Genomic DNA, 25,237 nt, shown 5'->3' with positions numbered 1-25,237 from the left:
GCTTATTGTGCTCTGAAACTTCGAATAACAGGTTTGGATAACGCAAGGATGCATCATGAAAATTCTAGCCATTGATATCGGCGGAACCAATATCAAATATGCATATATGTTGGAAAACAGCTCGATTACCTCCCGCGGGTCGATCCCGACTCCTCAGGAAGGTCGAGACGAATTGATTGCCGCTCTGACCCAGCTTTTCAAACAGGAGCCTGGTGTACAGGGCATAGCGATTTCGATGCCTGGGATCATTGACTCGGATGAGGGATACTGCGCTATGGGCGGTGCGTTGCGTTACAACGATGATTTCTATCTTCGTCACGAGCTTTTCAGCCATTGCCCTGTGCGGATCGTAATGGACAACGATGCGAAGTGCGCAGCGACTGCTGAAGCGACTGTAGGTGCGCTGAAGGATGTCAGCGACGGATTTGTGCTGTTGTTCGGCACCATGATTGGCGGCGGCATCATCAAGAACCACATGCTTCATCGTGGTCCTCATTTCTCCGCTGGCGAGGTGAGCTACATCATCACTTCGCACGACGAAGGCCCGACCCGTGAAGGGGTGTGGGGCAACCAATGCGGCACCCCTGCTCTGTGCACGAATTATGCGAGTGCCAAGGGCGTCGACGCGGATTCCATCGATGGCGTGAAATTCTTCGAGGCTGTCAATGCAGGAGAACCCGAGGCGTTGGATTGTCTGGATCATTATGCGCATGACATTGCCGTCCAGATATTCAATATCCAGAATATCGTCGATCCGGAACGCTTTGCCATCGGTGGCGGCATTTCCGCGCAGCCGGCTTTCATCGAAGCCATCCGTGCCAATCTGCAGAAACTCTATGCAACCTGCCCGTACTTCGTCTCCCAGGCGGAAGTGGTCAGCTGCAAGTTCCAGAACGACGCGAATCTGGTAGGTGCTCTGCAGTGCTATCTGCGTGGCGTCGACGAGCGTGAATACTTCGTCAACAAGGAAGACGTGGACGGCTCTATCGAGAAGTCGGAAGAGCAATCCGGCGACGATGAAGAAGAAAAAGCGCCTGAGGGCAAGGTGCTGGTCAACAACTTTACCAAGGAGTGAACGCAATGGCCAAGAAAAAGAGTCTGCTCAATGTCATTATCGACGGCATTTCCGGCATCTTCCTGCCCATTGTGAACCTGCTTTCGGCCGCCGGCATCATGAAGGGTGTGCTGATCATCCTGACCAGCTGCAAGGTGCTGGATGCCTCGGGAAACACGTATTTGGTTCTTGACGCGATGGCTTCGTGCGTGTTCACTTTCCTTCCCGTCATGCTTGCCTATACTTCCGCCAAGCAATTCAAGACCAATCCGTATATCGCTGTCGTCATCGCTTGTCTGCTGATGTATCCCGCACTCGTGAAAGTGCAGGAAAAGGGCACCACCCTGTCCTTCTTCGGTATACCGATGCTGGGCGTCAAGTACGCTTCGAGCGTGCTGCCCATCATTCTGGCGATCGGTCTGCTGAGATTCGTGCAGCAGTGGCTCGACAAGGTCCTGCCGGAAGTGATCCGTGGATTCCTCACGCCGTTGATCTGCGTGCTGTTCGTCGGTTCGGTGACACTGCTGCTGTTCGGTCCGTTCGGCAAGGTGGTCGGTGATGGACTCGCTGCCGGATACGAATGGGTGTATGCGCTTTCGCCGATTGTCGCAGGCCTGCTGTTGGGTGCTGCTGTGCAGCCGATGGTCATTTTCGGTTTCCATTGGAGCCTGATCCTTATCGGTATGAACAATCTGGCGGTCTCCGGGCATGATACGGTGCTGGCCCTGATGGGCCCTCCGGTGTTCGCCCAAGCCGGTGCCGCGTTGGCTGTGATGCTCAAGAGCCATGACGCGCCGTTCAAGACGACCTGCATCTCCGCCAGTATTTCGGCTTTGTTCGGTATCACGGAACCCGCGATGTTCGGCGTGAACCTTCCCCGTAAGATGCCTCTTGCCGCTGTGTGCATCGGTGGTGGCGTCGGCGGCGCGATAGCCGGATATTCCGGTGTCCAGGCCCACGCATTCGCACTTCCCAGTGTTGCCACATTGCCCGTTTTCTTCGGTCATGGTTTCGTGACCTACGTTATTTCCTGCGTGGTCGCCATGGTGGTCGCTTTCGTTCTGACACTACTGTTCAAGTTCCCTGTCGATGGCTTGAATGACGAAAAGGACGAGGTCCGTTCGCAAGAGGACCGCGAGCTGCTCGAGGAAAGCTCCGAAACCGAAGGCGAAGCCGCTTCGAATACCGAAGTTGGCATCGCCGCCGACGGAATCGCAACGGCCAAAACTGCAGTAGAGGCCTAACCGCGTGAATCACGAGTAATGAGTAGCAAATAGCAATTTGAAAACCTCCGTACGTCGTTCGGCGTCGGAGGTTTTTCATGCCCTCATATTGATTTTTGCATACTTGGCGTAACAGCGTTGTCCAGTGAGCTGCTAATAATGAGGTCTTGCTTTTGGGATTGAGGGGTTCCTGTCAATATAAAGTGGGCGCTTTCCGCGTCACCCTTGCATAAAGGAATGCGCTTGAATGCGCGATGCACGAATCTCCTGCGCAACCGTAACCGGCGATAAGACGCGGGAATGAAATGGAGAAAGAAAAACATGGGCTCTGCCATGTCTAGATCAATTGTGCCCGAAAACGGGACGTTACGGGAAAACGGAAGTCGAAGCGGAAGTATGAACGTTGCTGGCGGCAAAGGGGACAGCGCTGCTGTAGCACTTAACGCCGGGGCGGTCTCAATGCCTCTCGGAGGCGCCAAGGAGAAATCAAAGCGCGAGGTAGAAGACCCGACATCGCCGCACAAGCCGCTGAAAGCGCGTATCGACGTCAAGCACCCGAATCTGACGATGCTCGGGCTGTATCTCGGCGCCTTCCTCGGGATGCTCAGCGAAACCGCGATGAACATCGCACTGCCTGATTTGATGGTCAGCTTCCATATCGGTTCCGGCACCGCGCAGTGGATGGTGGTGGGCTACATGCTCGTCATTGGCATCGTGCTGCCGTTCACCAGTATGCTCTTAAAGTGGATTCCGTCGAAGCCGCTGTTGTTGTTTGCGCTCGCGATGTTCTTCGTAGGCTCGCTGATTTCCGGTTTCGCCCCGGGCACATCGTTCGGTATGCTGCTTGCTGGCCGCATGATTCAGGGCATTTCGACCGGTCTGGTGCTGCCGATGATGTTCTCGGTCATTCTCGAGGTTTTCCCGCTTAACAAGATTGGTGCTGCCATGGGTATGGCCGGTCTTGTGGTCATGTTTGCCCCGGCCATTGGCCCGACACTTGCCGGCGGCTTGATTGGCGCGTTCTCTTGGCGTGCGATTTTCTTCTTCTTCGCTGCCATTGCGTTGGTTGCGCTGGTCTGCGCCTCGATCTGGATGGTCAACGCCTACAAGCTCACCAAGCCAAGCATTGACGCGCTTTCCTGCATCACTTCGATCGTCGGCTTCGGCGGGTTCGTGCTTGGCGTCAGCCTCATCAGCGACTTCGGTTTCTCGCTACCGGTCATCGCGATTCTGATCGTCGGCATTGCGGCCATCGCCACGTATAGCTACCGTCAGCTGCACATGGACAACCCGGTCATCGACCTGCATGCGCTGGGCATTCGTCAGTTCACCGTCGGCGCGTTGATCGTGATGATGAACTTCGGCATCACCCTGGCCACCATGTATCTGATGCCACAGGAGCTGCAGAACGGCCTCGGCGTAAAGGTTGCGCTCACCGGCCTCGTGATGCTGCCCGGCGGCGTGGCCAACGCGGTCGTTTCCATGTTCGCCGGCCGCCTCTACGATGTCGTTGGCGCGAAGTGGCTCGTGCGCGGCGGATTGGTGCTCTCCATGATCGGCGTCGTCCTGCTGATGCTGGCTGGCCCGTCGACTTCCGTGGCGTACATCATCTGCGCGCACGTCATCCTGATGATCGGTATCCCGATGGCGATGAGCCCTGCCCAGTCCTCGGCGCTCGCCTCGCTGCCGCAGCATCTTTCGACCGATGGCTCCACCATCCTGAACACGATGCAGCAGGTTGTCGGCGCGGTCATCACCGCGGTCGCCACGATTTTGCTCGGTGCCGGCCAAGCGGCTTCCCATTCCGGCGGCAAGGCGATGGCCTTCGTCACCGGCTCGCGCTGGGGCTTCACTTTCGCGCTGGTACTCGCCATTGTCGCATTCGTCATTTCCTTCGGACTTTCCAAGCAGACTTCGACGGACGATGCCTCCAAGCGCTGATGAGTTGAGCTGGTCGTCAACGTTCTGAAATCCGTAATGTGGCTTTCCTTAGTGAAAAGTCCCGCACAAGTCGACAGATAGGTTTTTAAGATTGGCTTAATATGGCCATTTATGAAATCCTATCTACCGACTTGTGTGGGATTTTGTCGTTCGTCGGCCTTCAATAGAATAGAGACATGAGCAATACCGTCACCCTTACCACCCCGATTTCCGCACTGATCGCCAACAAACGGCGGGTCAGCGCGCTCAAAGGGCTTGGCATGGTGAGTGTCGGCGACGCGCTGACCTACTACCCGTTCCGCGTCACCGAGCCGGTGCCGCTGCGTGCGATCCGCGAGGCTAAAGTCGGCATGCCGATGGCGTTCGCGGCGGTGGTGCGCTTTGCACGGGTCATTCCGATGGGCGGCAGACGCGGGTACCGGCTCGAGGCCGTCGTCGATGATGGCGCGTTTGCTGCGAGCCGACAGGTTCCGGGCGCAAATTGCAGGCTCGTCTTTTTCTCTCATAAAAAGCAATATATGGACTGGATGAGCGGGCGTTTGCATTCGGGCGCTGACGTGGTGCTTGCGGGCACGCCGACGGAGTTCAACGGTCAATTGCAGTTTACCCATCCCGAAGTGCTTACGGTGATGCCGCAAGGCGCCAACATTTTTGCCGGTTCGGCAGGAGCGTCCGATTCCGTAAGTGCCGGCGAACTTTCTTTAGATACCATTTCCAACCAAGCCGATGCACAACCTGCATTGCAAGATAGCGCATCGCTGGCTGTTGGTGTTCCCGCTTCGCATTCCCAACCGGCTCAAGCCGTCAATGCCCTGAAATTTGACGCCTCAACCGCCTACGAGGCGCTGCAGCACGTATGTCGTCCGCGTCCTGTCTACCATGCCACTTCGCGCATCTCCACGGAACATATCCACGAATCCATCGTCGCGATGCTCGATGCGCTGCGTGCCAGCGGGGAAGCGATGCTCAAAAGGAATGATGGTGCTGATAATAGTGCTGTTGGACAAGATGGCGAGTTATCGGAAAGTAATAGCGAAGATAACAATATTGGCTCTGCTTCCAATAATGCCGCAAACGATGAAGGCGTCAATGACCCCGCAAATAATAAGGTAGATTCGCTTGCCTTGCGCGCTGCGATTCCTGACGTGTTGCCACGCAATGTCATCGAATCCAAGCATCTCATGCACCGGGCCGACGCGTTCGCTGCCATCCACGACCCGCAGTCAACCAAGGCCTTTCATGCGGCTCTGGCGACATTACGTTATGAGGAAGCTTTTATTTCCCAGATCTCTGTGTTGCAGGAACGCGAGAACTCACGCAAGGCCGAGACCTTCGAATGCGCGGATTCCGGGCTACGAGAGCGGTTTGTCGACTCGTTGCCGTTTACGCTTACGGGCGGGCAGAAAGATGTCATCGACACAATCTGCAAGGACATGGGGCGCAGCTACCCGATGCAGCGGCTGCTGCAGGGCGAGGTCGGCAGCGGCAAGACGGTGGTGGCGCTCGCGGCCATGCTGCAGGCCGTCGGGTCCGGCAATCAGGCCGTGTTGGTCGCGCCGACGCAGGTGCTCGCCGAGCAGCACTTCGAAACGGTCAACGGCATGGTTGCCAAGCTTGCCGGCGGTGATTCCGGTAAGTCGGCAAAAGGCGCTGATCGCGGTGGCGGCAGTGGAGACGCCGATGGCAAGAAAAGTAATACAAACAAATCCGAAAGCGATTCCTCGACCATCCCGGTGACGCTGCTGACCGGAGGTATGAAACTGGCGGCCCGGCGCAGAGCGCTCGCGACCGCGGCCAGCGGCGAGCCGGGCATCATCATTGCCACGCACGCCGCGTTCTCCAAGATGTTCCAGGCGCCGAACCTGGCGTTGGTGGTCATCGACGAGCAGCATCGTTTCGGCGTCGAGCAGCGCGAGATCTTGCGCGAAAAGGGCGAGAAGACGCCGCATCTGCTGGTCATGACGGCCACACCGATCCCGCGCACTGCCGCGATGACGTGGTTCGGCGATCTCGACATTTCGTGGCTCACTGAACTGCCCGGCGGTCGCAAGCCGATTCGCACGTTCATCGTGCCCGAGGCTGACGGGCGTACGATGGGCCAGATGTTTGTGCACATCCGCCGCCGCATCGACGCGGGGGAGCGGGCCTACATTGTCTGCCCGAGGATTGATGCCGACGAAGCACAGAACGAAGCTTCAACGGGTGGCTCGAGGGCGTCAAGATCTGTCCGTGCCGAGGAAGAGAACAGCGACGACTTCGTGGAGGTCGACGATTATGGCGACGAAAACGGCGACGGCACGCCGAGCGAGCCCAAGCCGCCGCTGCACGCCGTCGATGAGATCGCGAATCGGCTTTCGAGCCTGCCGCAGTTCAAAGGCATCGCATTCGCGACGTTGACCGGACGTGACGACGACGAAACCAAGCGGCAGGTGATGGCCGATTTCGAATCCGGCAAGACGCCGATTCTCGTGGCGACCACGGTCATCGAGGTGGGTGTCGACGTGCCGCAGGCGAGTTGCATCACTATTTTCGATGCCGACCGTTATGGACTCTCCCAGCTGCACCAGCTGCGTGGCCGAGTCGGCCGTGGTGGCACCGATTCCTGGGCGTTCCTGGTCTCGCGTGCTAAACCGGGCAGCATCGCCGAGCAACGGTTGAAGGTCATCGAAGGTTCGCTCGACGGCGCCGAAATCGCGCAGGCCGACCTTGAGCTGCGTGGTGCCGGTGACGTGTTGGGCGACGCCCAGTCCGGCGGCAAGTCCGGCCTGAAGCTGCTGCGCGTTGTCAAGGATGCCAAGATCATCGCCGATGCCCGTGAGGCCGCCGAGGCGCTGCTCAAGCGTGACCCGAGCCTATCTGACCAGCCCCAACTCGCCGGCGCCGTCCTCGACTTCACCCGTGGTGGCGAGTCCGAGATCCTCAGCAACTGATGCGACGCGTGCCGCTCCTGCGTTCATGTGCAAAAAGTGCGAATTGCCGTTTCTAATTGGTACTTTTTGCACTTGCATGTGCGAAAGGTGCGAGTTGATGGTGCCAGTTGGCGCTTTTTGCGCTTGTGTGTGCGAAAGGTGCTGTTTAGGTTGCTTAATTCGTACATTTTGCACTTGAGTGATGTGGGCTTGCAACGCAGCTATCGCCGTAACAGGCTACGATGGCGAATATGCGTGTGATTGCGGGACGATTCAAGGGATTCGAACTGGCCAAAGCCAAGCCGGGTACACGGCCGACAACAGACCGAACCAAAGAGGCCATTTTTTCGAAGCTCGAAGCTTGGGGAGTACTCGATGACGCCCGTGTGCTCGATTTGTTTGCTGGAACCGGTGCGCTCGGAATTGAGGCGCTTTCGCGCGGTGCCGATGAACTGGTGGCTGTTGAATCGGCGGGGCCGGCAGCTGCGCTGATTGATAAGGAGCTCAATAATCTTAAGCGCAACCGGTCATGGGATTCGGAGACGATGAAGGCGCGAGTCATGCGCAAACGTGCCGAGCGCATCGCTTCCGGATACGACGGTCCCGCCTTCGACCTGATTTTCGCTGATCCGCCATACGTGCTCACCACCGAGGAATGCAATCAGCTCATCGTCGATTTGGTCGCGTCCCCGGCCACAGACAAGCAGACGGTCTTGGTTTTCGAGCGCTCGACGCGTTCCGATCCACTGACAATGCCCGAAGGCTGGCAGGTCTCCGACCAGCGCCACTACGGCGAAACCGAGGTCTACTACATCGACCACGAGTGAGAAACCCAATGGGCGGATATTAGTTATCCAACTTACGGGGATGAGAACCGGAGACTTCCCAGCCCAGTGACATCAGGGTTTTGCGGTCGGCCTTGTCGAGAGACTTGCAGTCGAGCTGCCCGATGAGGTCAGGGCGAAGACTGTCGGTGTGAGCGATGGCCTCGTCGCGCCGGAAACGGTCGACCTTGCCATGGTCGCCACTGGTGAGCACGTCGGGGACGCTCATGCCGCGCCAGACGGCAGGTTTTGTGTACTGATAGTGCTCCAGCAGCGCGTTCGAGCCGGTGTAGGATTCCTCCACGATGGATTCGGGGTTGCCCATGAATCCGGGCATCAGGCGAGTGATGGCCTCGAGCATCACCGAGACGGCAACTTCACCGCCGTTCAGAACGTAGTCGCCGATGGAATACTCGCGCACGTCGATGCCCTGCGCTCGGTAATAGCGAGGGATGCGCGCGTCGTAACCTTCGTAGCGGCCGCAGCCGAAAACGAGATGGCCGGCCCGCGAGAGTTCGGTCGCGTCGCGCTGGGTAAACAACGGTGCGGAAGGATTCGGGAAAATGAGGATCGGTTTGGTATCAGGTCGGGCTTTGCCGCCGATGGTGGCATCCGATGATTGCGCGGCGTCTGTATCTGTATCTGTGTCTGTATCCGTGTGCGTTTCGGTTTTCTCGGTAAGGTTGTCAGTTGCGTCGTCGTTGTCGCTGGTATTGTTGGGTTGTGTACTGTTACTAAAGGTCGTTTCGTTCCGAGATTTCGTTACAGACGACGTGCCATCGCTATCCGCGATTTCGACAGGTTCCAGCCCAAGCAAATCATCGAGGCACTCGGCCCAGACCTCGGGCTTCATCACCATGCCAGCGCCACCGCCGACTGGCGTATCGTCGACGGAATGATGGACATCGTGGGTCCAGTCGCGTAGGTCGTGCGTTTTCACGTCGAGCAGCCCGTGCTCGATGGCACGCCCGAACAAGCCGATGTTAAGGGCCTTGAAATACTCGGGGAATACAGACACGATATCGATTTTCATGGTTTCAACCATATCGTGACCCCATCCACCAACAAAACGTGGAAATTTGGTGGATGACGTATTTGCAGCTCATTGATTGTGGCTCGCTGACAACAAATGTGTGCTTAATGAGGGTCTTGGTTACGCCAAGTCCCTCAAATAATGGAGATTTGAGTTATATTCTCATGATTTTAGGGTACTTGGTGCACCAAGATGCCAATAATCAGCAGGAATAAGCATCAATTTTGAGAAAAAGCCACTGTTGGTGACACCAAGAAGGCCAAAATGACGTGAATGAAGATGATTGTGTATTAGAGAAGGGTGATAGGAGAATTTCACCATTCAGGAATTAGACCGGTTGGTGGGTCGAGAGTGAGGTAATTGGAATCCAGATTGATATCGGGCACCAATTCGTCGACAAACGGCACCAAAACCGTTTTGATGACTTTCTCATTGCCGGTGTCCTGACCGTTAGTGGCAGTTGTGACCGGCAACGGCGTAAAGCTGCCGTCCTTATGCTCGATAACCGGTGTGGCCAAACGAATTTTCAGCAGCGATTGCGCGGGGCCGTCGATGACGTCCACGACCTTGCCGATAACCTGGCCGGACTTCGCAGCATCAATTCCATTGGCAGGATTGTCGTAGACACGAGCTTCGAGCCCGATAAGATCCTTGGGATACCAGGCGTCTTCTTCGGCCATTTCCTCGGGGTCATCGGCTTCGACGTAAAGCTCCAAGCCGTTCAAAGCTTCAGAAGCGTCACGATTGTCAACGCCTTTAAAATGCAGAATCCAGCGATCCTTGAACGTGCGGGAATGAGCGACGGTGTAGGTATGCGAGCCGTCTTTGGTATACAAAACCGAACCGGCAGCAAACCGAAGCTCCGGCTCGTCGGTGAACGAACGGACGGTGACCTCGCCTTTGAGTCCCTGCGCGCGCCCGATACGACAGACCCTCAACAGTTCACGCTGCTGAGGGTCTGCCTGCTGCGAAATGATTTCGTCGCGATTCACTTGCGAACATCCATGATGTCGACGCGCACCTTGTGGTCGGACAACGCCTGCACCACGGTACGAATCGCATTGGCGGTGCGGCCGGAACGACCGATCACACGCCCGATGTCTTCAGGGTTCACACGCACCCGCAACAGTTCGCCGCGGGCGTTTTCGCGGGACTTCACCGAAACATCATCGGGAAAGTCGACGATATTGGAAATGAGATGTTCCACAGCTTGTGCGAGCATGATTACTCAGCCTTCTCGGTCTTCTTGGATTCCTCGACGGTCTCGTCGGCCTTGGCCTCTTCAGCGCCGGCTTCGTCGGCCTTCGCTTCGTCGGCCTTGGCGGCTTCCGCAGCCTTCTCGGCTTCGGCTTTCGCCTTGGCTTCGGACTGCTTGGCCTTGCGCTTCTGAGCGTCGGCCTCTGCGGCCTCGACACGAGCAGCGGCATCCGGGGTTTCCTCGGCGACCTTGAGCGTGCCTTCGGCGCCCGGCAGACCCTTGAACTTCTGCCAGTCACCGGTGATCTTCAAAAGATTGAGCACCGGGTCGCTCGGCTGTGCACCGACGCCAAGCCAGTACTGAGCACGATCGGAATCGATCTTGATCATCGAAGGCTGTTGGTTTGGATCATACAGGCCGATCTCCTCGATCGACTCGCCGTCGCGCTTCTTGCGCGAATCCATGACGACAATGCGGTAGAAGGCATAGAACTTCTTACCCATGCGCTTCAGACGAATCTTGGTAGCCATTGTGGCTCTCCTTGTTGGTTCATTGCGGTTTCGAGCTCGTATGTGGGGCATACTTGCCTGAAGCCGCGCTGTTCCTCACGGCCTACGGGATTGAGAGGGCCCCGCACCCGTGAATAACTTTTCAACTATAGCTCACCGGCTGGATAGGCGTTGGATTCGACGAGTTGGCTGCAATATATGGTCTAGACGATTTTTACAAACATGAATTCGGTATCGATAACGGGTTGGAAACCGAAATGACTATAGAAACCTCTGGCATTATCGTCATATGGCTCAACGACGAGCGCTCGGACTCCGAGATTCGCCGACAAATGCCGAGCGCGAAGTACTGCATCTTCGAGAAGACCCCACCCGAGTCCTAGCCCTTGGAACCGCTTGTCCACTCCGAAAATTCCGAGAAGAATAACCGGGATGTTACTCGGTGTGTCGCGGCGGAGCCACTCTCCGTGAGCTCGATTGTGCGGGATTGAAAAGGCGTTGAGAGAGAAGAGGCCCGCGACTTCTCCTTCAAGAGTGCAGGAGACATAGGGCACGGCGGTTCCTCGTTGAACTGCGACATGTGACGTGGTGTGAATCCAGTCGTCAACCAACTTCACACCGCTGCAAAACGTACTGGTGTCATCCGTTTCAACCAGTTGTCGAGGAGCTTGAAACCTTGAGGATGGAGGTGTCTCGTTCTCTACGCCCATTGCGGGTCCCTAGAAAGGAGTTCTTGCATCTCCTTCGGCATAGGCTCGTCAAGGGCTTTGAGGAAGGCATCGAATGCCTCGTTGGTGAGTTTGAGCTGGGTTTCCTGTTCGATGTCCTCTTGCGCTGCATTGAGCAGATGCCGCGCCGTCCATTGCGTGATGGTGGAGCCCTTGAGCGTGGCTGCCCGTTCGATGATTTGGCGTTCCTCTGGGGTCAGTCGAATCTCGAGCCGTGAAGTCTTCTTGATTTTGGTAGCCATAAATATATTGTACGGCAAAATGACGTACAATATAAAATGCTGATAAAAAGTTCCATATGGAATAGACAAATAGGGATCACAGGAAAAAGCGTTTCCATATTCTGCCCGTATTTCTTTCGACGGATTTGGATGGTTCATTTTATCAAAACAATAATCATAAAAGATTTATCCAGATAATTTGACAAACAAATCTTGTGTGTGTTATAAATGAAACGGTTCAAAAATGAACCGTTTCATTTATCTACGAAGATAAATCTGATTCAAGGAGGAATGAGTAATGACAAGGAATTATATAACTCGTCAGGAGTATGACGATTGGATGCATAATTGTGAGGCACTTGCACGTGCTTTGCATTATCCGATGACTCCTGACATGGTTAATGACAGCGCCGGTATCGTCTATGGTGCCGACCAATATGAAGCGTTCGAAAAGGGGCTCTGGTCGAATGATCCATATGAAGTCATGGTTATTTTCCAGTCTCTGAACGAAGCTGCGGTGAGTGGCCTGCCTGTGAAGGGCGCTCCTTATGCCGAATATTCAGGTCTGTGCGACAAGATCATGATTGTTCATCCTGGAAAGTTCTGCCCTCCGCATTTCCACGAGAGGAAGACCGAATGCTACGAAGTCATGCTCGGAAGCATGGATCTGTTCTATGATCCGGACCCTGTAAAAGTCGGCGACGAAGAAGTCATGTCCTTCCACGAGATGGAAAAGGGAGACCCGTGGCCTGAAAACGTTGCACTGCCCAAGGGCCGTGAGGATACGTACAAGAAGCTGACCAGCTACAAGCGCCTTGAGGTCGGTGATCCGAAGTTCGTGATGCAGAGAAAGCATCTCCACACCTTCCGTTGCCCGCCGGATGCCAAGGTACCGCTTTGTGTACGCGAAGTTTCGACATATAGCCATGAACCCACGGAAGATCAGGCTGATTACCCTGTCCCGATGCCTTCCTGGAAGGGGCTTCATGACAATACGTTCCTGTCTCCATCGGCAAACACCGGACGTCTGGCCCAGAACATCAAAGAATGAGATTGAGAAGGAGTTGTAGGGATGAATAAGAAAGTATTTGCACTTGTCGCAGCTGTCGGTTTGCTGGCTGGCTCCCTCGCCGGTTGTGGAACGAGTGGCAGCGATGAACAGGCCTCGTCGTCAAAGGCAGGATATTCCAAAGTCAAGTTCGAAAAGAAAAAACCGCTGAAGTTGGGTTACTCCACTCAGGATCTTTCTAATCCGTACTGGCAGACAATGGCGAAGGGCATCAAGGCCGGAGCCAAGGAAGCTGGTGTCGAGGTTTCTGTTCTAGATTCGAAGATGGATCAGTCCAAGCAGGTTTCCAATAGCCTGGACTTGGTCAATCAGGGAATTTCCGGCCTGATCATTACCCCGGTGCAGCCGGATGCGCTTCCGTCTACCGTGGATGCCGCACATGATGCCAAGATCCCCGTTGTGGTGGCGGATATCGGAGTTGCCGGTTCCTACGATGCCTACCTGCTTTCCAACAACAAGGCAGGTGGCAAGATGGCTGCCGAGTATCTGGTCAAGAAACTGAGCACCCCTGGTACCCACAAGGTCGGCGTTGTCGAGTTGCATGCCGGCTCCGTTGTAGGTGAGCAGAGGCGTGATGGCTTCAAGGAAGAGCTGTCGAAGCATGATAACTTCAAGATCGTTTCCAGCCTTGATGGCAAGGATTCCGTGGATGGCGGCTTCAAGGCCGCGCAGGATATGCTTTCCGCCAACCCTGATCTGGATGTCATCTATGCCGCGAACGACAATTCTGCAGTGGGCGCCGAGCGCGCCATGGAAGCTGCCCACAAGTCCTGCAAGGATGGGTTCGTCCTGATGGGCTTTGACGGCAACGACCAGGCTCTCTCCATGATCAAAGACGGCAGAATGACCGCCACCGTTGCCCAGGATCCATACGCTCAGGGTAAGAAGGCCGTTGAGCTGACTATGGACTTGTTGGATGGCAAGAATCCCAAGTTCAACGATGCCAAGAAGCGCACGGTTCTTTACCCCGTGTCGATGGTTGACAGTGAAAATCTCAGCACTTTCCAAGCTAAAAAAGCTCAAGAGTGAGTGATTTTCGTGAAAGGGTTGCGGGAGATCTTTTGATTTCCCGCAATCTCTTAGAAAGGTTAATCTATGGATAGCGTATTACAAACTGAACAATTGGTTCAGGAATATCCTGGTGTAAAAGCCTTAAAGGGGATATCTATCGCAGTAAAGGCTGGAGAGATTCTAGCCCTGGTCGGCGAAAACGGGGCTGGCAAAAGCACGTTAATCCGTATGCTTGCAGGAATCGAACAGCCCGTTTCGGGGAAGATTTTTCTTAAAGGCAAGGAACAGAGCTTCAAGAGTTCTTCAGATTCTCAGAATCACGGCATTGCCGTCGTCAGCCAGGAGTTTCGCCAGGTTGGTGAACTGACCGTTGCCGAAAACATTTATCTGGGTCATGAGATTGTTTCGCATGGAATCATCGATAAAAAGGCGACTCATGCAAAGGCGAAGGCCTTGCTGGATGAACTTGGTCTCGATCTGGATCTGGATCGTTATGTATCTTCGTTGACGATTGGCGACCAGCAGCTTGTCGAAATTGCTCGTGCCCTGTCGCTTCAGTTCGATGTCATCATCATGGATGAGCCTACCGCGGCGTTGAACAATTCCGAAACCGAGAAGTTGCATCGGATCGTCAAGAGGCTCGCCGCCGATGGCAAAGCCGTCATTTATGTCTCCCACCATCTCGAAGAGGTCTTCCAGATTTGCGACACCGTTGACGTGCTGCGCAATGGGAAGCTTGTCTTCTCTGGACCGGTGGCCGACACCAATGAGCAAAGCCTCGTCGAACAAATGCTCGGCAGGAAAGCGGAGGTATACAACAAAACCGATACCACTGCCGATAAGAGTCCTATCGGTCTTCAGGTGAAGGATGTGATTATCGGAAGGTTCCCGACGGCCTTTAATTTCGAAGTGAGAAAAGGCGAGATTCTCGGCATTGCGGGTCTTGTCGGTTCCGGACGTACGGAAATCAGCCGAGCGCTTTTCGGCCAGATGCCCATTCTCTCCGGATCCGTGCTCGTGGATGACAAGCCGGTGAATCTGTCCAACAATCGTAAGGCCATCCGGCAAGGTATCTTCATGCTTTCGGAAGACCGAAAGAACGAAGGAATCATTCCTCATCTTGATGTCATCGAAAATTCGATGATCGCCAAGAACAAGAAGGATCTTCCTTTTGCCGAACGGTTCCTTCCGATTGCGAAAAAGGAAAAGGATTCGTTCGATGAGCTCAAAGGCAAAATGAACATCAAAGTTCAGAATGACAACGAACTTATCGTCAGCCTTTCCGGAGGTAACCAGCAGAAAGTGCTGTTCGCCCGGGCTGTGCTCACTGGTTGCTCGGTCCTGATTCTCAATGAGCCGACTAGAGGCGTTGATGTCGGGGCCAAGATCGAGATCTATCAGCTTATCAAGGAACTTGCTGATTCCGGGGTAAGCATTATCGTCTCAAGCTCGGACGCTCCGGAAATCGCAGCTATCGCGAATCGGTGCATCGTACTGTTCGCTGGCAAGGAAGTAGCGGAATTTAAGGGATCGGACGTCACCGAAGAGAACATCATTGCGGCTTCGGTCGGTTCCATGAACAAGGAAGGGGAATGACTATGTCAACTCAGCAAGACGCGGCTTTGTCGCTTGTCGATGAGAATCGCCAGAGCTCTGCCGAGCGTGCCCATAAAGCCGATCAGGTTCGCAGGATTTTGCAGAATGCGGGGATTGTCATTCCTCTTGCAATCGTGATCATCTTTGAATTGCTGTTTGTGCCGAAGTTCCTGTCGGCTTCAAACGTCACCAACATGCTGATCAATGCGTCCATCCTCGCCATTCTGGCACTTGGGCAGACAGTGGTCATCGCCATATTCGGCATCGATCTTTCCGTGGGCGCGATGCAGGCATTGGTTGTCTGTGTGACTGCAATGATGGTCAACAAGATGAATCCGGTGCTGGCTATCATATGCGCGATTGTTTTCGGTGGTATCCTCGGCTTCTTCAACGGATTCGTTGTCGTCAAACTTCGTGTCACCGACTTCATCGCCACGTTGTCGACGATGAATATCTATCGAGGTCTGGCCCTGCTTATCACGGCCGGATTGCCGATAGAAATCATGTCGGGATCGTTCAAGAAGATCGCCACAGCGAGCATCGTGCATATTCCCGTCACCTTTATCCTTGCGTTGCTCGTCGGTTTCGGCACTTGGTTCATTCTGGAGAAGGCGCCTATCGGCAAACACATTGTGGCTGTCGGCGACAACGCGCTCGCCGCACGAGACAGCGGCATCAGCGTTGAAGGAACCATCATCAAGGCCTATCTGTTCTGTGGTCTCACCGCTGGTCTCGCGGGAGTGCTGCTGGCCAGCCAGCTTGGAACAGTGAACGCAACAGTTTCCACCGGTCTTGAATTGCAGACCATCGCGGTGGTCGTGATTGGCGGAACCAGCATGTCCGGCGGCCATCCGCGCGTTATCGGAACGTTGCTCGGTGCGCTGCTGCTGACAATAATCAATTCGGGCCTGAATATCCTTAATATTCCCTCGTTCTACCAATACGTAGCGATTGGCGCGCTGCTTGTCTTCGCATTGAGCCTTGACAGCGGTCAGCGTGTCATGGTTGCGAGGATGTTCAAGGGAAGGTGAAATCATGGACAAAAAAGAACAAAAACATGAAACGAACAAGGCTGTAGCTTTCAACGATGAAGTTTCCGAAACCAAAAACTTCAATCTTCTTTCATTCGTGAAGCGCTACTATCTGTTCCTACTGCTGATCGTGCTCTGCATCGTGGTCGGTATCGTTCAGCCGAGTTTCTGGAGTTTGGGCAACATGTCCAATGTGCTCTTTCAAACCGCCTACATCGGTATTTCGGCGTGCGGCATGACGATCCTGATAGCGAGCGGACTGATTGACCTCTCGTTGGCCGGTATCATCGCGGTCAGCTCCATCATGGTGGCCAAGATTCTGCCGACAAGCACGGTGGAAATGGCCATTCTGGTAGCGCTCGTCCTCGGTGCCCTGTTTGGGCTTATCAACGGTTTGCTGGTCGGTATGGTGAAAATCGCACCGTTCATTGCCACGCTGGGTACGCAGTACCTCTTCCTCGGCACCGCCTTCATCATGACCCAAGGCAAGGTGGTTCCGATCACCTCCCACAATTACCGTTCGCTGACCACTTCCAAGATCGCTGGAATCATACCGATCGCATTGGTGGTGTTTATCCTTTTGCTAGCCCTGACGTTCTTCATTGTCAAGCACACCTACATAGGACGTAATGCAAGAGCCATCGGTTCCAACGAGGTCTCCGCCGGTCTGGCCGGTATTTCGGTTCCCTGGACCAAGATTATCGTTTTCGTCTTTTCCGGGATCTGTGCCGCGCTTGCTGGTGTGTTCCTCGCCGGCCGTCTTTCTTCGACCGAAGGCAACATGGCCATGGGCATTGAAATGACCGTGATTGCCGCAGTCGTGGTTGGCGGTACCTCGATGCGAGGCGGCAAGGCATCGATTTCCGGCACCTTGGTCGGTTCCATCTTCTTCGCGGTGCTCTCCAGCGCCCTGAACATCCTGGGTGTTTCTTCCTACCTTCAGTACGTTGTCACCGGTGTCGTTCTTATCGCCGCCATCGCTTTCGGCAACAGGAAGCTGACGATGTTGGAAGTGAGAGGCGAGGACTAGAAATGACATTCGGCTATTCCTCAAGCCCGTTGCCTGCCGACCTTTCCAGGTTGGTCTCTTCGGCCGACCAGCTGTGCAATGTGGAAATGTTCACTCGTCAATCCGGTCCGGGTGCCGGTTCGCCGGTGCTCGAAGTGCATAATCCCAAGGGGATATCCTTCGAAGTCCTTGCTGACAGGTGCATGGATATCGGTTGGGCGGATGCATATGGAATTCCACTGGGTTGGCGCTCCTCACGCGGCAATATTGCTTCCGGTTTTGTTGAACCAACAGGTGACGGTTGGTGCAGGACATTCCCCGGTGGCCTGTTGTCGACATGCGGATTGGAAAGCACAGGCTTGGCCTCGAGTGTGGGGAATAGGAAGTACGGGCTTCATGGCCGCATAGGTCATATACCCGTCGATAATCTCACATGGAAGCTGGATCGCAGCGCCTCTGGTTCGACGTGCATCGTTATAGACGGTGATGCGCTCGAGGCCGGACTGGGGTCGCCCTCGTTAAGGCTTCACAGGACCATTTCGGCTGATATTGAAAGCCCTCGTCTCGTGGTGGAGGATACCGTCGAGAATCTCGGCTTTTCGCTTGCCGGGCATATGATGAGGCATCATATCACTTTGGGTTATCCGATCATCCAACCGGGGTCCGTGGTGACTTCACAATCCGTTATCTGCGGTCACCGCGGTGATGACGGCGTGAATGGGCGTTCATTGCCTTGGACGTTGGGTGCTTGCGATGCTCCGCAGGATGAAGAAGTGTATTACTGCAATCCGACTCAACCGGATCAGTGTAAGACAACCGTGACATCCCCGCTTGACCAATCGCTTACCGTGGTGCAGGATGTCGACAGTTGGCCGATGCTGGTTCTATGGCGAGACGCTTCCCCGGGAGTCAATGTGTTTGCGATTGAGCCTTCGACTTCAAAAGATGGAGGCAGATGGCAGGCAGAACGAGATGGTGAGGTAATATGGTTGGAACCTGGCAGTATTAGACATTATCATACAGAGATATACATGGAATTATAATCTGATAATGTTCTATTTCGCGTGGCTATGCCAGCTCTCTGATGAGTTTATTGGCATAGCCACGCAACTGTGTTGATTTAAAGGTAAGTTATGGAGATTCGCTTCATGCCATGTCTATGTACGGTAAATGAATTGTCTGGCTGGGCGTGTGATCTGTGAATTGCTTTGAAACTACGGAATATGTGAGAAAGCGTGAAGATGAAGGTCGATAAGGTAGGTATTCGTGATGTAGCTCGCAATGCCGGTGTCTCGCTGGGTACTGTTTCCAATGTGATGAATCATCCTGATCAGGTAAGTCCTCAGAATCGAGCCAAAGTATTTCAGACAATGAAGCTTTTGAATTATATTCCTTCAAAAGCTGCGGGACAATTGAGGGGGCAAAAATCTGGTCTTGTGGGTGTGATGGTGCCTGATATCGGAAACCTGTATTGGGCTTCCGTCATCCGAGGTGTGGAAAATGTCTGTGACTCCGCAGGGTTGGGAATGATTGTCAGTTCGAGTCATCAGGACAATAAAAGGCAGATCGAGGCTTTTGACAATCTTATGAGTTACGGCGTCGATGGCCTTATCGTTGCACCCATCAATATTTTTGCAGATGAGCTTCAAACCTTCCGTAGTAGGTTCGGAATCGTCTCAATTGGAAAGTCTCCCGTGGTGCCCTACGTTGGTAATAACGGCGAAGAGGGCATGTACTTGGCGACTAAATATCTGATTGGTTTGGGGCACCGGCATTTCGGCTTCATCAACGGCAAGGTAGGTGTTTCCTGGTGTGCGGCCAGACGCAGAGGCGTCTTGAAGGCTTTGCATGAAATGGGATTATCTGCGAAGGATTCTTTAAAGACCGCAACCGTTGAAGATTTGACCGTCGTAGAGGGCGAAAAGGGTGCAGAGACCATTTTGCGCCGTTGTCCTGGGGTGACTGCTTTGATTTGTTCCAACGATATGCTTGCGTTAGGCGCGATTCTGGAAGTGAAGAAAACCGGTAGACGTATTCCTGAGGATCTTTCGATAGTGGGATACGATGACGTTGAATTTGCTGAGGCTTTAAATCCTAGTCTGACGACTGTCCGGCAGCCTTCATATGAATTAGGGGAAAGCGCGGCGCGATTGCTTATTGGCGATCATGCGGAAGAAGTGAGGAAGAAAGAATGGCCGGTGTCGTTGATTGTCAGAAACTCGACAGGTCCGGTAAGCTCGTGAGACGCTGTATCAGCTGACAAGCTTACCGCTTTCTTGTCATGTTATCCGTCTCCGTTTGGAGAGGTATATTAATGCGTGAGGTGGGACCGAGTTGATGCTCAATCCCACCTCACGCATTGCTTACTGCTAGCATTTTTCATCGTTTTTGCCGAGTCCCATCCGTTATTGGCTGGATGGAATATTTCTCGTATCAGACGTTTGCAGGGGCTTCGAAAGTCGCGAGAATCTTGTCGAATTCCTCGTTGACCTCCTGAAGCGTCACTTCTTGATCGATGCCCTCGCTGGCGGCCTCATACAGCTTGTCCGCCGCCCAGTCCTTCACTGGCCTCTCCTCAAGTGCCGCAGCGCGCTTCATAAGTGCGAGCTGGTCTTTGCTGATGGAGATATTGAATTGAATGTCTGCATTTTGTGTGTCGTTCATAATATGTCCTTCTTTGCATTCGACATTGAATTTGTACTTTTAGTATCGGTTCAAGTCGTCTACATAGCAACCAAATGGACAGCATATGGACATTCTTCAGGAAAGTCAATAGACAGATATATTTTGTCTAATTGTAGTCATTTCGAGAAGATGCGATGATCTGATGTTCGTACCGAAAAGCCATATATCGCTTGGGTTTTTCGACGGATGGTTACAAGGAAAAGTCAATGCTGATATTCTCGACAGATTTTCTTGTTTTGCTGATAGCAAATCCGTGCTGTCTGTATATGGCGTAGTCGGGGACTATAGATGACGCAGCTGGGCGAGCAACGCGAAATGGTCGCTCCCGGGGATGGCCAAAGTGTGTACGTTCGACGTTGCGAGACCGGGAGTTACCAGAATATGGTCGAGTTCCAGGCGCGGCCAAACCAGCCATTGCGGAAAACTTGCGGAGCGGGTATGTGAGGAGGTGAGGCCTGCGTCCTCAAATCCAGCGTTGGACAGCTTGCGGAAGCTGGGGTGGTCGAGGTTGGAATTGAGATCGCCCATGATGATGGTCTCGTGTGCAGCTTTTTCTGACGATGAGGCGGAAGAAGCGGTCTGCGGAATGGCGGAACCGCTCTTAGGCATGAGTTCGGCTAGTTTTCTGATGCCTTGAGACCATTCCTTGCAGCCGCGCATCGGGGATTTGGGATGAACGCTGTAAACGGCTACCCCGTTGATTTCGCAGTACGGCACGTCGGCTGCGGCGATGTCGATGGCGTTGCCGGCTTGTGCATCGGGTTCGGTGCGCGAGAAGATGGCGTTGAAGCCGCCGTTGTCGCTTTCCTTCGATTTGCCGAACTGGCGGTAGGGGAGCGACTCGTTCATTCCTGCATTATCGATAGCTGCGACGAGTTCCGGAGTGAGTTCCTGTAAAGCCAATATGGAAACGTCATTATTGCGTACGGCGTCGATGATGGCTTGTGGGTCGGCATGGCCATAACGGCAATTCAGGGTCATTACAGTATAGGGAATATCAGTATTTTGGATTTTCTTGTCTTGCGACGCTTGTCTTGCCGGGTTTTGCCTGGCCGAGGTATGGTGTAATTTTCGGTACCAAGGTGAGGCGAATACGCCGGTAAGTATGGTCAATATCGCCGCGATGACAGCGACAATCCAATGGCGGGATATAAGCGCCACCGCCAAAATAATTATTGACGGTATCCATAGAAAACGGACGAACGCGATGAGATATGGCATGAGACCATGCCCGTCTGCGCCCGCCGGCAGGAAACGCAGTGCCCACCACAAGGCGATAAGGCCCAGCAAAATGGAGAGCGTGATTGCCATGGATTACTTTCTAGACCGCTGTTGAGGTTCAGCCGAGCAAGCCGGAAAGGCCACCGCCGAAGTTCGGCGGAAGGTTCGGCGTGCCGTTCTCGTCAGTGCCGGCCGCATCCATGGCTTCTTGCAAACCTGCTGGAAGGGCAGGGTTCTGTGGCTTCTTGGCGAAGGCCGAGCCGCCGGAGTTCTTTTTGCCGGCAAGTTTTTGACGCAACGCTTTTTCTTCGGCTTCGCGCTTCATCGGGTTGCCTGACTTGGACTTGCCTTTCTTCTTGCCTTTCTTGCCCTTTTTGCCGCCGTAGCCGCCACCCATGGCCGGGCCACCCATGCCGGGGATGCCGCCGCCGACCTTGTTGGTCATGCGCTTCATCATCTTCGCTGCCTGCTCGAAACGTTGCAGCAACCCATTGACGGATGAAACCGTGTTGCCGGAACCGTAGGCGATGCGGGCGCGACGGGAGCCGTCGATGATGGAGGGGTCACGACGCTCTTCCGGTGTCATCGAATGGATGATGGCTTCGGTGCGGTCGATCTCGTGCTCGTCAAGGGCTTCGAGCTCCTTGCGGTGTGCAGCCATGCCGGGAATCATTCCCAACAGGCTTTTCATCGAGCCAAGCTTGCGCACCTGTTCGAGCTGCTCCATGAAATCATCCAAACCATAGGTGCCTTTCGCCATCTTTTGGGCGGACTCCATGGCTTGCTGCTCGTCGAACTCCTTCTGCGCCTGCTCGATCAAGGTGAGGATGTCGCCCATATCGAGGATGCGGGAGGCCATGCGGTCCGGGTGGAAGACCTCGAAGTCCTTCAGGCCCTCGCCGTTGGAGACGAAGAGAATCGGCTTGCCGGTGACCGTCGCGACGGAAAGCGCCGCGCCGCCTCGTGCGTCGCCGTCGAGCTTGGAGAGCACCACGCCGGTAAAGTCCACACCCTTGTTGAAGGCCTCGGCGGTCTGCACCGCATCCTGGCCGATCATCGCGTCGATGACGAAGAGGATCTCGTTGGGATTGACGGCGTCGCGAATATCGCGGGCCTGGGCCATCAGCTCCTCGTCGACACCCAAGCGGCCTGCGGTATCGATGATGACCGTGTCGTAGAGCTTGTCTTTGGCGTACGCAATCGAGTCACGTGCCACCTTTACCGGGTCGCCGGAGGTCTGTCCGGGAGCTGCGACGGTCTCGCCGCCGTCGGACTGGACGCCCTTCTCGGGAGCGTAGACCGGCACGTCGGCGCGCTCGCCGACCACTTGCAGCTGGGTGACCGCGTTCGGACGCTGCAGATCGGCCGCGACCAAAAGCGGGGTGTGGCCCGAATCCTTAAGCCAATAGCCGAGCTTGCCCGCCAGGGTCGTCTTGCCGGCGCCTTGCAGACCTGCGAGCATGATGATGGTGGGCGGGTTCTTCGCGAAGTTCAGCGGGCGGTCGACGCCGGCGCCGAGGATCGACGTCAATTCCTCGTTGACAATCTTCACCACCTGCTGCGCCGGGTTCAGGGCCTTGGAGACCTCTTCGCCGAGCGCGCGCTCACGGATGCGAGAGGTGAAGGAACGCACCACGTCGAGCGCCACATCGGCGTCCAGCAGGGCGCGACGAATCTCGCGGATGGTACCGTCGATATCCGCTTCGGTGAGTTTGCCTTTGCTCCGCAGATGCTTGAACGCGCCCGAGAGCCTGTCTGTCAAAGAACTGAATGCTGCCATAATGAGCCCCATTCTACCGGTTCGTAGGGAGAAATAAAGGAATCTCCCCAGCAGCTGTTCGGTTGCTAGGAAGATTCCTTTTATACCTTTATATATCGCTGTCTTTCAGGCAGGCAGCTGTTTTAGCGCTGCACATCCTCGTGGTGACGAGCGATGAGCAAACTGTTCTGACGCATGAAGATGCCTGCAAACATCGCCAAAGCAATCAACATCGCCAGCATTGCTATGATAATCGCCGGATTGCTTCGTGCGGCAGTAGGAGACACAGTTGCTGTTGCATTTGCAAGGCCTTCCGAGCTGCACTGGACGTATGCGGCAGGTGAAACCAGTCCGTTCTGCAGATAGGCAGCTGCGCATGCACGTTGCTTCTGGTCGTTCTTTCCTCCGATGACGTTCGGAGCGGAGTCTGTGTTCTGGTCGGGTGCGGCTTGTTGAGTCGCAGCCTGAGGGCCAGCAGCACGCTGGGTGCCAGTGGCTGGCGCATTGGCTTGGGCCATAGGCAAGGAAACCGGCGAAGTGACAACCGGGATTGCCGGAGCGTTGGGACTCACTGTATTGGTAGGCTGCTCCGGAGTGGCAGCGGCTGGGCTCTTGGAAGGAGTCTTGTCGTTCTTTCCAGGCTTGGACTCGGACGGAGTTTGCTCACCGTCGCTAGGCGCCGGCTTGCTCGGCTTTGTGGGCTCGGTAGGTTGGGTCGGCTCGATAGGAGCAGTTGGCGGTACTACCGGCGCGGGCTTCGGCACTTTCTGCCACACGGCGTAAAGCGTGACGTCGCCGTCCAGCAGATTGACGGTATCGCCGCTGTTCACCGTGGCGGTGGTAGCCGCAGGACTTTCGCTCCAGCCTTGGAACGTGTAGGTATCCGAGGGAGTACCCACGGCGTTCAGTGTGAACGGATCGGCAGGAACCGTGGGATTGCTAGACATAATGTTGTGCGAGATGTCGTGGTTGGTCATATTGCCGTTGGCGTCGTATGTCGGCATCGGCACACCCTGTGCGTTGGTCATGGGGTAGATCCGCGTCAAGTTGCCGGCAGCATCAGCAGTGAAGCCTTCCGCTGCGGCGTCGGCCGTGTATCCTTTCGGTAGATTCGCATTGAGGGTGAAGGTGCGGTTCGTCACCGCACCCACGGTGTAGGTGCCGGCGCGGTCACGGGAATCTTGACCGAAGGCGCCGAGTATTTTGTTGCGCAGATTCCACGTTGTAATCGTGGATGTGTCGCCGGTTGCTTCGGTTACACCTGTAGTGACGTCCGACAGCTTAGTCACTTTGGTGGGATTGCCGCCCCACTGGTTTTCAATGAGGTCGAGCTTGGTCTTGGGTCCAAGGGTGAGTGTGTGGATGTGCGTGCCGAAGAACATCTCATACGTGTCCGTGACCTTGCTGGTGTCCCAGCCGCTCAGGTCCAGCGATTCTATGGTGTCGAGGTTGTAGAACAGATGATTCATATCGGTGACGTTGCTGACGTCCAGGCCGCTCAGGTCGAGCGACTTCATCGAGGTGTTGTCGAACATCGACCGCATGACTTGCAGGTTGCTGGTGTCCCAGCCGCTCAGATCCAGATCGTTGAGGTCGTGATCGGCCTGGAACAGCCCTTCTGCATTCTTTACTTCGCTGGTGTCGACGAGGTTGTTGCTCTTGAACGATACCAATGAGCTCCCTGGCGTCCAAGCACCATCGCCCCAGTTCCAGTCGCCGAACAAGAATCTCGAGTTCTCCGGAAGCTTCGTCTTGTTCACACCGTCGAAGACGATGTGCTTGACGCGCTGGAACTGCGGAGTGCGAGTATAAATGTGTGCGTAGGGGGAGTCAGGGCTGTCGGACTTGAAGCTGTCGAAGTCGTTCTCGACGTTCGGGTCGGTGGCCGTGAAGGTGAGCGTGCACTCGCCGTTGTAATCGGCGCTGGGCCCCACCGTCCACTTGCCATGGCTCATCGCACCGGTTGCGTCGGTGCAGTCACTCCCGATCTGCGTGCTCGGCGCAGGTAAAGAAGTCTGTGTAGGGGTATTGTCCTGTGTGCTTGGCGCAGTGGTATTATCTGTTATGGTCGGCGTAGCCGCAACGTTGTTCTGTTCATTCGGCGTTTGCTGTGAATCTGCAGCTTGCGAAAGGACAGGAACACTCAGCATTGCTGCGGCAATCGCCATTCCTAATGCTACTTTAAAGTTCTTACGCATTTTATTGTCTCTTTCTGG

The 25,237-nt window shown here is 54.9% G+C and carries 22 protein-coding genes; 13 read left to right on the top strand and 9 right to left on the bottom strand.

The genetic code is table 11. From position 1 onward, the window contains the following. The first annotated feature begins 55 nt into the window (after positions 1-55). From OZX70_RS07840 to rsmD, 5 genes are all read left to right on the top strand, one after another. Positions 56-1,075, top strand: coding sequence for an ROK family protein (locus OZX70_RS07840; protein WP_277180506.1), 1,020 nt, complete (start codon positions 56-58; stop codon positions 1,073-1,075). Between the two features lie 5 nt (positions 1,076-1,080). Further along, entirely contained in the window at positions 1,081-2,298 is a 1,218-nt protein-coding gene (locus OZX70_RS07835; RefSeq protein ID WP_277180504.1) for a PTS transporter subunit EIIC, read from the top strand. Positions 2,299-2,673: 375 nt separating this feature from the next. Beyond that, positions 2,674-4,218, top strand: coding sequence for an MFS transporter (locus OZX70_RS07830; protein ID WP_277180502.1), 1,545 nt, complete (start codon positions 2,674-2,676; stop codon positions 4,216-4,218). A 176-nt stretch (positions 4,219-4,394) separates the two neighbouring features. Continuing rightward, on the top strand, positions 4,395-7,148 hold the full coding sequence (locus OZX70_RS07825) for an ATP-dependent DNA helicase RecG (protein ID WP_277180500.1): 2,754 nt from the start codon (positions 4,395-4,397) through the stop codon (positions 7,146-7,148). A 230-nt stretch (positions 7,149-7,378) separates the two neighbouring features. Continuing rightward, on the top strand, positions 7,379-7,954 hold the full coding sequence (rsmD, locus tag OZX70_RS07820; protein ID WP_277182178.1) for a 16S rRNA (guanine(966)-N(2))-methyltransferase RsmD: 576 nt from the start codon (positions 7,379-7,381) through the stop codon (positions 7,952-7,954). A 19-nt stretch (positions 7,955-7,973) separates the two neighbouring features. On the opposite strand, the gene trmD is transcribed toward rsmD, so the two are convergent. The 4 genes from trmD to rpsP form a co-directional block, all read right to left on the bottom strand. Next, positions 7,974-8,984: a tRNA (guanosine(37)-N1)-methyltransferase TrmD gene (trmD, locus tag OZX70_RS07815; RefSeq protein WP_277182177.1), complete on the bottom strand. Its 1,011-nt coding sequence runs from the start codon at positions 8,982-8,984 to the stop codon at positions 7,974-7,976. A gap of 314 nt (positions 8,985-9,298) precedes the next feature. Continuing rightward, entirely contained in the window at positions 9,299-9,958 is a 660-nt protein-coding gene (gene rimM / locus OZX70_RS07810) for a ribosome maturation factor RimM (RefSeq protein ID WP_277182175.1), read from the bottom strand. A gap of 14 nt (positions 9,959-9,972) precedes the next feature. Then, on the bottom strand, positions 9,973-10,206 hold the full coding sequence (locus OZX70_RS07805; RefSeq protein ID WP_277180498.1) for an RNA-binding protein: 234 nt from the start codon (positions 10,204-10,206) through the stop codon (positions 9,973-9,975). A gap of 2 nt (positions 10,207-10,208) precedes the next feature. Beyond that, positions 10,209-10,712 (bottom strand): 30S ribosomal protein S16, encoded by a 504-nt coding sequence (rpsP, locus tag OZX70_RS07800; protein ID WP_277180495.1) that lies wholly within the window; start codon positions 10,710-10,712, stop codon positions 10,209-10,211. A gap of 236 nt (positions 10,713-10,948) precedes the next feature. Between rpsP and OZX70_RS07795 the strand changes: the two genes are divergently transcribed. Beyond that, a complete protein-coding gene (locus OZX70_RS07795; RefSeq protein ID WP_277180493.1) occupies positions 10,949-11,074 on the top strand; it encodes a hypothetical protein in 126 nt (41 codons plus the stop codon). Positions 11,075-11,391: 317 nt separating this feature from the next. Here the strand turns inward: OZX70_RS07795 and OZX70_RS07790 are convergent, their stop codons facing one another. Then, positions 11,392-11,661: a DUF1778 domain-containing protein gene (locus OZX70_RS07790; RefSeq protein ID WP_277180491.1), complete on the bottom strand. Its 270-nt coding sequence runs from the start codon at positions 11,659-11,661 to the stop codon at positions 11,392-11,394. Between the two features lie 277 nt (positions 11,662-11,938). Here OZX70_RS07790 and OZX70_RS07785 point away from each other — a divergent pair, with 277 nt between their 5' ends. From OZX70_RS07785 to OZX70_RS07755, 7 genes are all read left to right on the top strand, one after another. Then, on the top strand, positions 11,939-12,691 hold the full coding sequence (locus tag OZX70_RS07785) for a hypothetical protein (protein ID WP_277180489.1): 753 nt from the start codon (positions 11,939-11,941) through the stop codon (positions 12,689-12,691). A 21-nt stretch (positions 12,692-12,712) separates the two neighbouring features. Next, positions 12,713-13,738 (top strand): substrate-binding domain-containing protein, encoded by a 1,026-nt coding sequence (locus OZX70_RS07780; RefSeq protein ID WP_277180487.1) that lies wholly within the window; start codon positions 12,713-12,715, stop codon positions 13,736-13,738. A 66-nt stretch (positions 13,739-13,804) separates the two neighbouring features. Continuing rightward, a complete protein-coding gene (locus OZX70_RS07775) occupies positions 13,805-15,316 on the top strand; it encodes a sugar ABC transporter ATP-binding protein (protein WP_277180484.1) in 1,512 nt (503 codons plus the stop codon). Further along, complete coding sequence (locus OZX70_RS07770) at positions 15,313-16,347, top strand: ABC transporter permease (RefSeq protein ID WP_277180483.1); 1,035 nt, start codon at positions 15,313-15,315, stop codon at positions 16,345-16,347. Before OZX70_RS07775 ends, OZX70_RS07770 begins: the two co-directional genes overlap by 4 nt. A 4-nt stretch (positions 16,348-16,351) precedes the next feature. Further along, positions 16,352-17,377: an ABC transporter permease gene (locus tag OZX70_RS07765; RefSeq protein WP_277180481.1), complete on the top strand. Its 1,026-nt coding sequence runs from the start codon at positions 16,352-16,354 to the stop codon at positions 17,375-17,377. A gap of 2 nt (positions 17,378-17,379) precedes the next feature. Then, positions 17,380-18,399 carry a DUF4432 family protein gene (locus tag OZX70_RS07760; RefSeq protein WP_277180479.1) on the top strand — a complete coding sequence of 340 codons (1,020 nt, stop codon included), beginning with the start codon at positions 17,380-17,382 and terminating at the stop codon, positions 18,397-18,399. Positions 18,400-18,597: 198 nt separating this feature from the next. Next, positions 18,598-19,599, top strand: coding sequence for a LacI family DNA-binding transcriptional regulator (locus OZX70_RS07755; protein ID WP_277180477.1), 1,002 nt, complete (start codon positions 18,598-18,600; stop codon positions 19,597-19,599). Positions 19,600-19,789: 190 nt separating this feature from the next. On the opposite strand, the gene OZX70_RS07750 is transcribed toward OZX70_RS07755, so the two are convergent. The 4 genes from OZX70_RS07750 to OZX70_RS07735 form a co-directional block, all read right to left on the bottom strand. Next, entirely contained in the window at positions 19,790-20,020 is a 231-nt protein-coding gene (locus OZX70_RS07750; protein ID WP_277180475.1) for a DUF1778 domain-containing protein, read from the bottom strand. A 303-nt stretch (positions 20,021-20,323) separates the two neighbouring features. Then, positions 20,324-21,352, bottom strand: coding sequence for an endonuclease/exonuclease/phosphatase family protein (locus OZX70_RS07745; RefSeq protein ID WP_277180473.1), 1,029 nt, complete (start codon positions 21,350-21,352; stop codon positions 20,324-20,326). A gap of 28 nt (positions 21,353-21,380) precedes the next feature. Next, positions 21,381-23,042 (bottom strand): signal recognition particle protein, encoded by a 1,662-nt coding sequence (gene ffh, locus OZX70_RS07740; protein ID WP_277180471.1) that lies wholly within the window; start codon positions 23,040-23,042, stop codon positions 21,381-21,383. A 122-nt stretch (positions 23,043-23,164) separates the two neighbouring features. Then, positions 23,165-25,219, bottom strand: coding sequence for a BspA family leucine-rich repeat surface protein (locus OZX70_RS07735; protein WP_277180469.1), 2,055 nt, complete (start codon positions 25,217-25,219; stop codon positions 23,165-23,167). Positions 25,220-25,237: the final 18 nt, after the last annotated feature.

It is taken from the genome of Bifidobacterium sp. ESL0732 (assembly GCF_029395535.1).
Classification (GTDB): Bacteria; Actinomycetota; Actinomycetes; order Actinomycetales; family Bifidobacteriaceae; genus Bifidobacterium.
The sequence above is the reverse complement of the archived record's forward strand: the minus strand, read 5'-3'. Positions and strand labels throughout refer to the sequence as shown.

Coding starts and splice junctions, on each gene's coding strand:
- OZX70_RS07735 (WP_277180469.1), bottom strand. CDS start 25,219: ATGCGTAAGAACTTTAAAGTAGCATTAGGAATGGCGATTGCCGCAGCA.
- OZX70_RS07795 (WP_277180493.1), top strand. CDS start 10,949: ATGACTATAGAAACCTCTGGCATTATCGTCATATGGCTCAACGACGAG.
- OZX70_RS07780 (WP_277180487.1), top strand. CDS start 12,713: ATGAATAAGAAAGTATTTGCACTTGTCGCAGCTGTCGGTTTGCTGGCT.
- OZX70_RS07745 (WP_277180473.1), bottom strand. CDS start 21,352: ATGGCAATCACGCTCTCCATTTTGCTGGGCCTTATCGCCTTGTGGTGG.
- OZX70_RS07790 (WP_277180491.1), bottom strand. CDS start 11,661: ATGGCTACCAAAATCAAGAAGACTTCACGGCTCGAGATTCGACTGACC.
- trmD (WP_277182177.1), bottom strand. CDS start 8,984: ATGAAAATCGATATCGTGTCTGTATTCCCCGAGTATTTCAAGGCCCTT.
- OZX70_RS07755 (WP_277180477.1), top strand. CDS start 18,598: ATGAAGGTCGATAAGGTAGGTATTCGTGATGTAGCTCGCAATGCCGGT.
- rpsP (WP_277180495.1), bottom strand. CDS start 10,712: ATGGCTACCAAGATTCGTCTGAAGCGCATGGGTAAGAAGTTCTATGCC.
- OZX70_RS07830 (WP_277180502.1), top strand. CDS start 2,674: ATGAACGTTGCTGGCGGCAAAGGGGACAGCGCTGCTGTAGCACTTAAC.
- ffh (WP_277180471.1), bottom strand. CDS start 23,042: ATGGCAGCATTCAGTTCTTTGACAGACAGGCTCTCGGGCGCGTTCAAG.
- OZX70_RS07750 (WP_277180475.1), bottom strand. CDS start 20,020: ATGAACGACACACAAAATGCAGACATTCAATTCAATATCTCCATCAGC.
- OZX70_RS07835 (WP_277180504.1), top strand. CDS start 1,081: ATGGCCAAGAAAAAGAGTCTGCTCAATGTCATTATCGACGGCATTTCC.
- OZX70_RS07785 (WP_277180489.1), top strand. CDS start 11,939: ATGACAAGGAATTATATAACTCGTCAGGAGTATGACGATTGGATGCAT.
- OZX70_RS07760 (WP_277180479.1), top strand. CDS start 17,380: ATGACATTCGGCTATTCCTCAAGCCCGTTGCCTGCCGACCTTTCCAGG.
- OZX70_RS07840 (WP_277180506.1), top strand. CDS start 56: ATGAAAATTCTAGCCATTGATATCGGCGGAACCAATATCAAATATGCA.
- OZX70_RS07770 (WP_277180483.1), top strand. CDS start 15,313: ATGACTATGTCAACTCAGCAAGACGCGGCTTTGTCGCTTGTCGATGAG.
- OZX70_RS07825 (WP_277180500.1), top strand. CDS start 4,395: ATGAGCAATACCGTCACCCTTACCACCCCGATTTCCGCACTGATCGCC.
- OZX70_RS07765 (WP_277180481.1), top strand. CDS start 16,352: ATGGACAAAAAAGAACAAAAACATGAAACGAACAAGGCTGTAGCTTTC.
- OZX70_RS07805 (WP_277180498.1), bottom strand. CDS start 10,206: ATGCTCGCACAAGCTGTGGAACATCTCATTTCCAATATCGTCGACTTT.
- rsmD (WP_277182178.1), top strand. CDS start 7,379: ATGCGTGTGATTGCGGGACGATTCAAGGGATTCGAACTGGCCAAAGCC.
- OZX70_RS07775 (WP_277180484.1), top strand. CDS start 13,805: ATGGATAGCGTATTACAAACTGAACAATTGGTTCAGGAATATCCTGGT.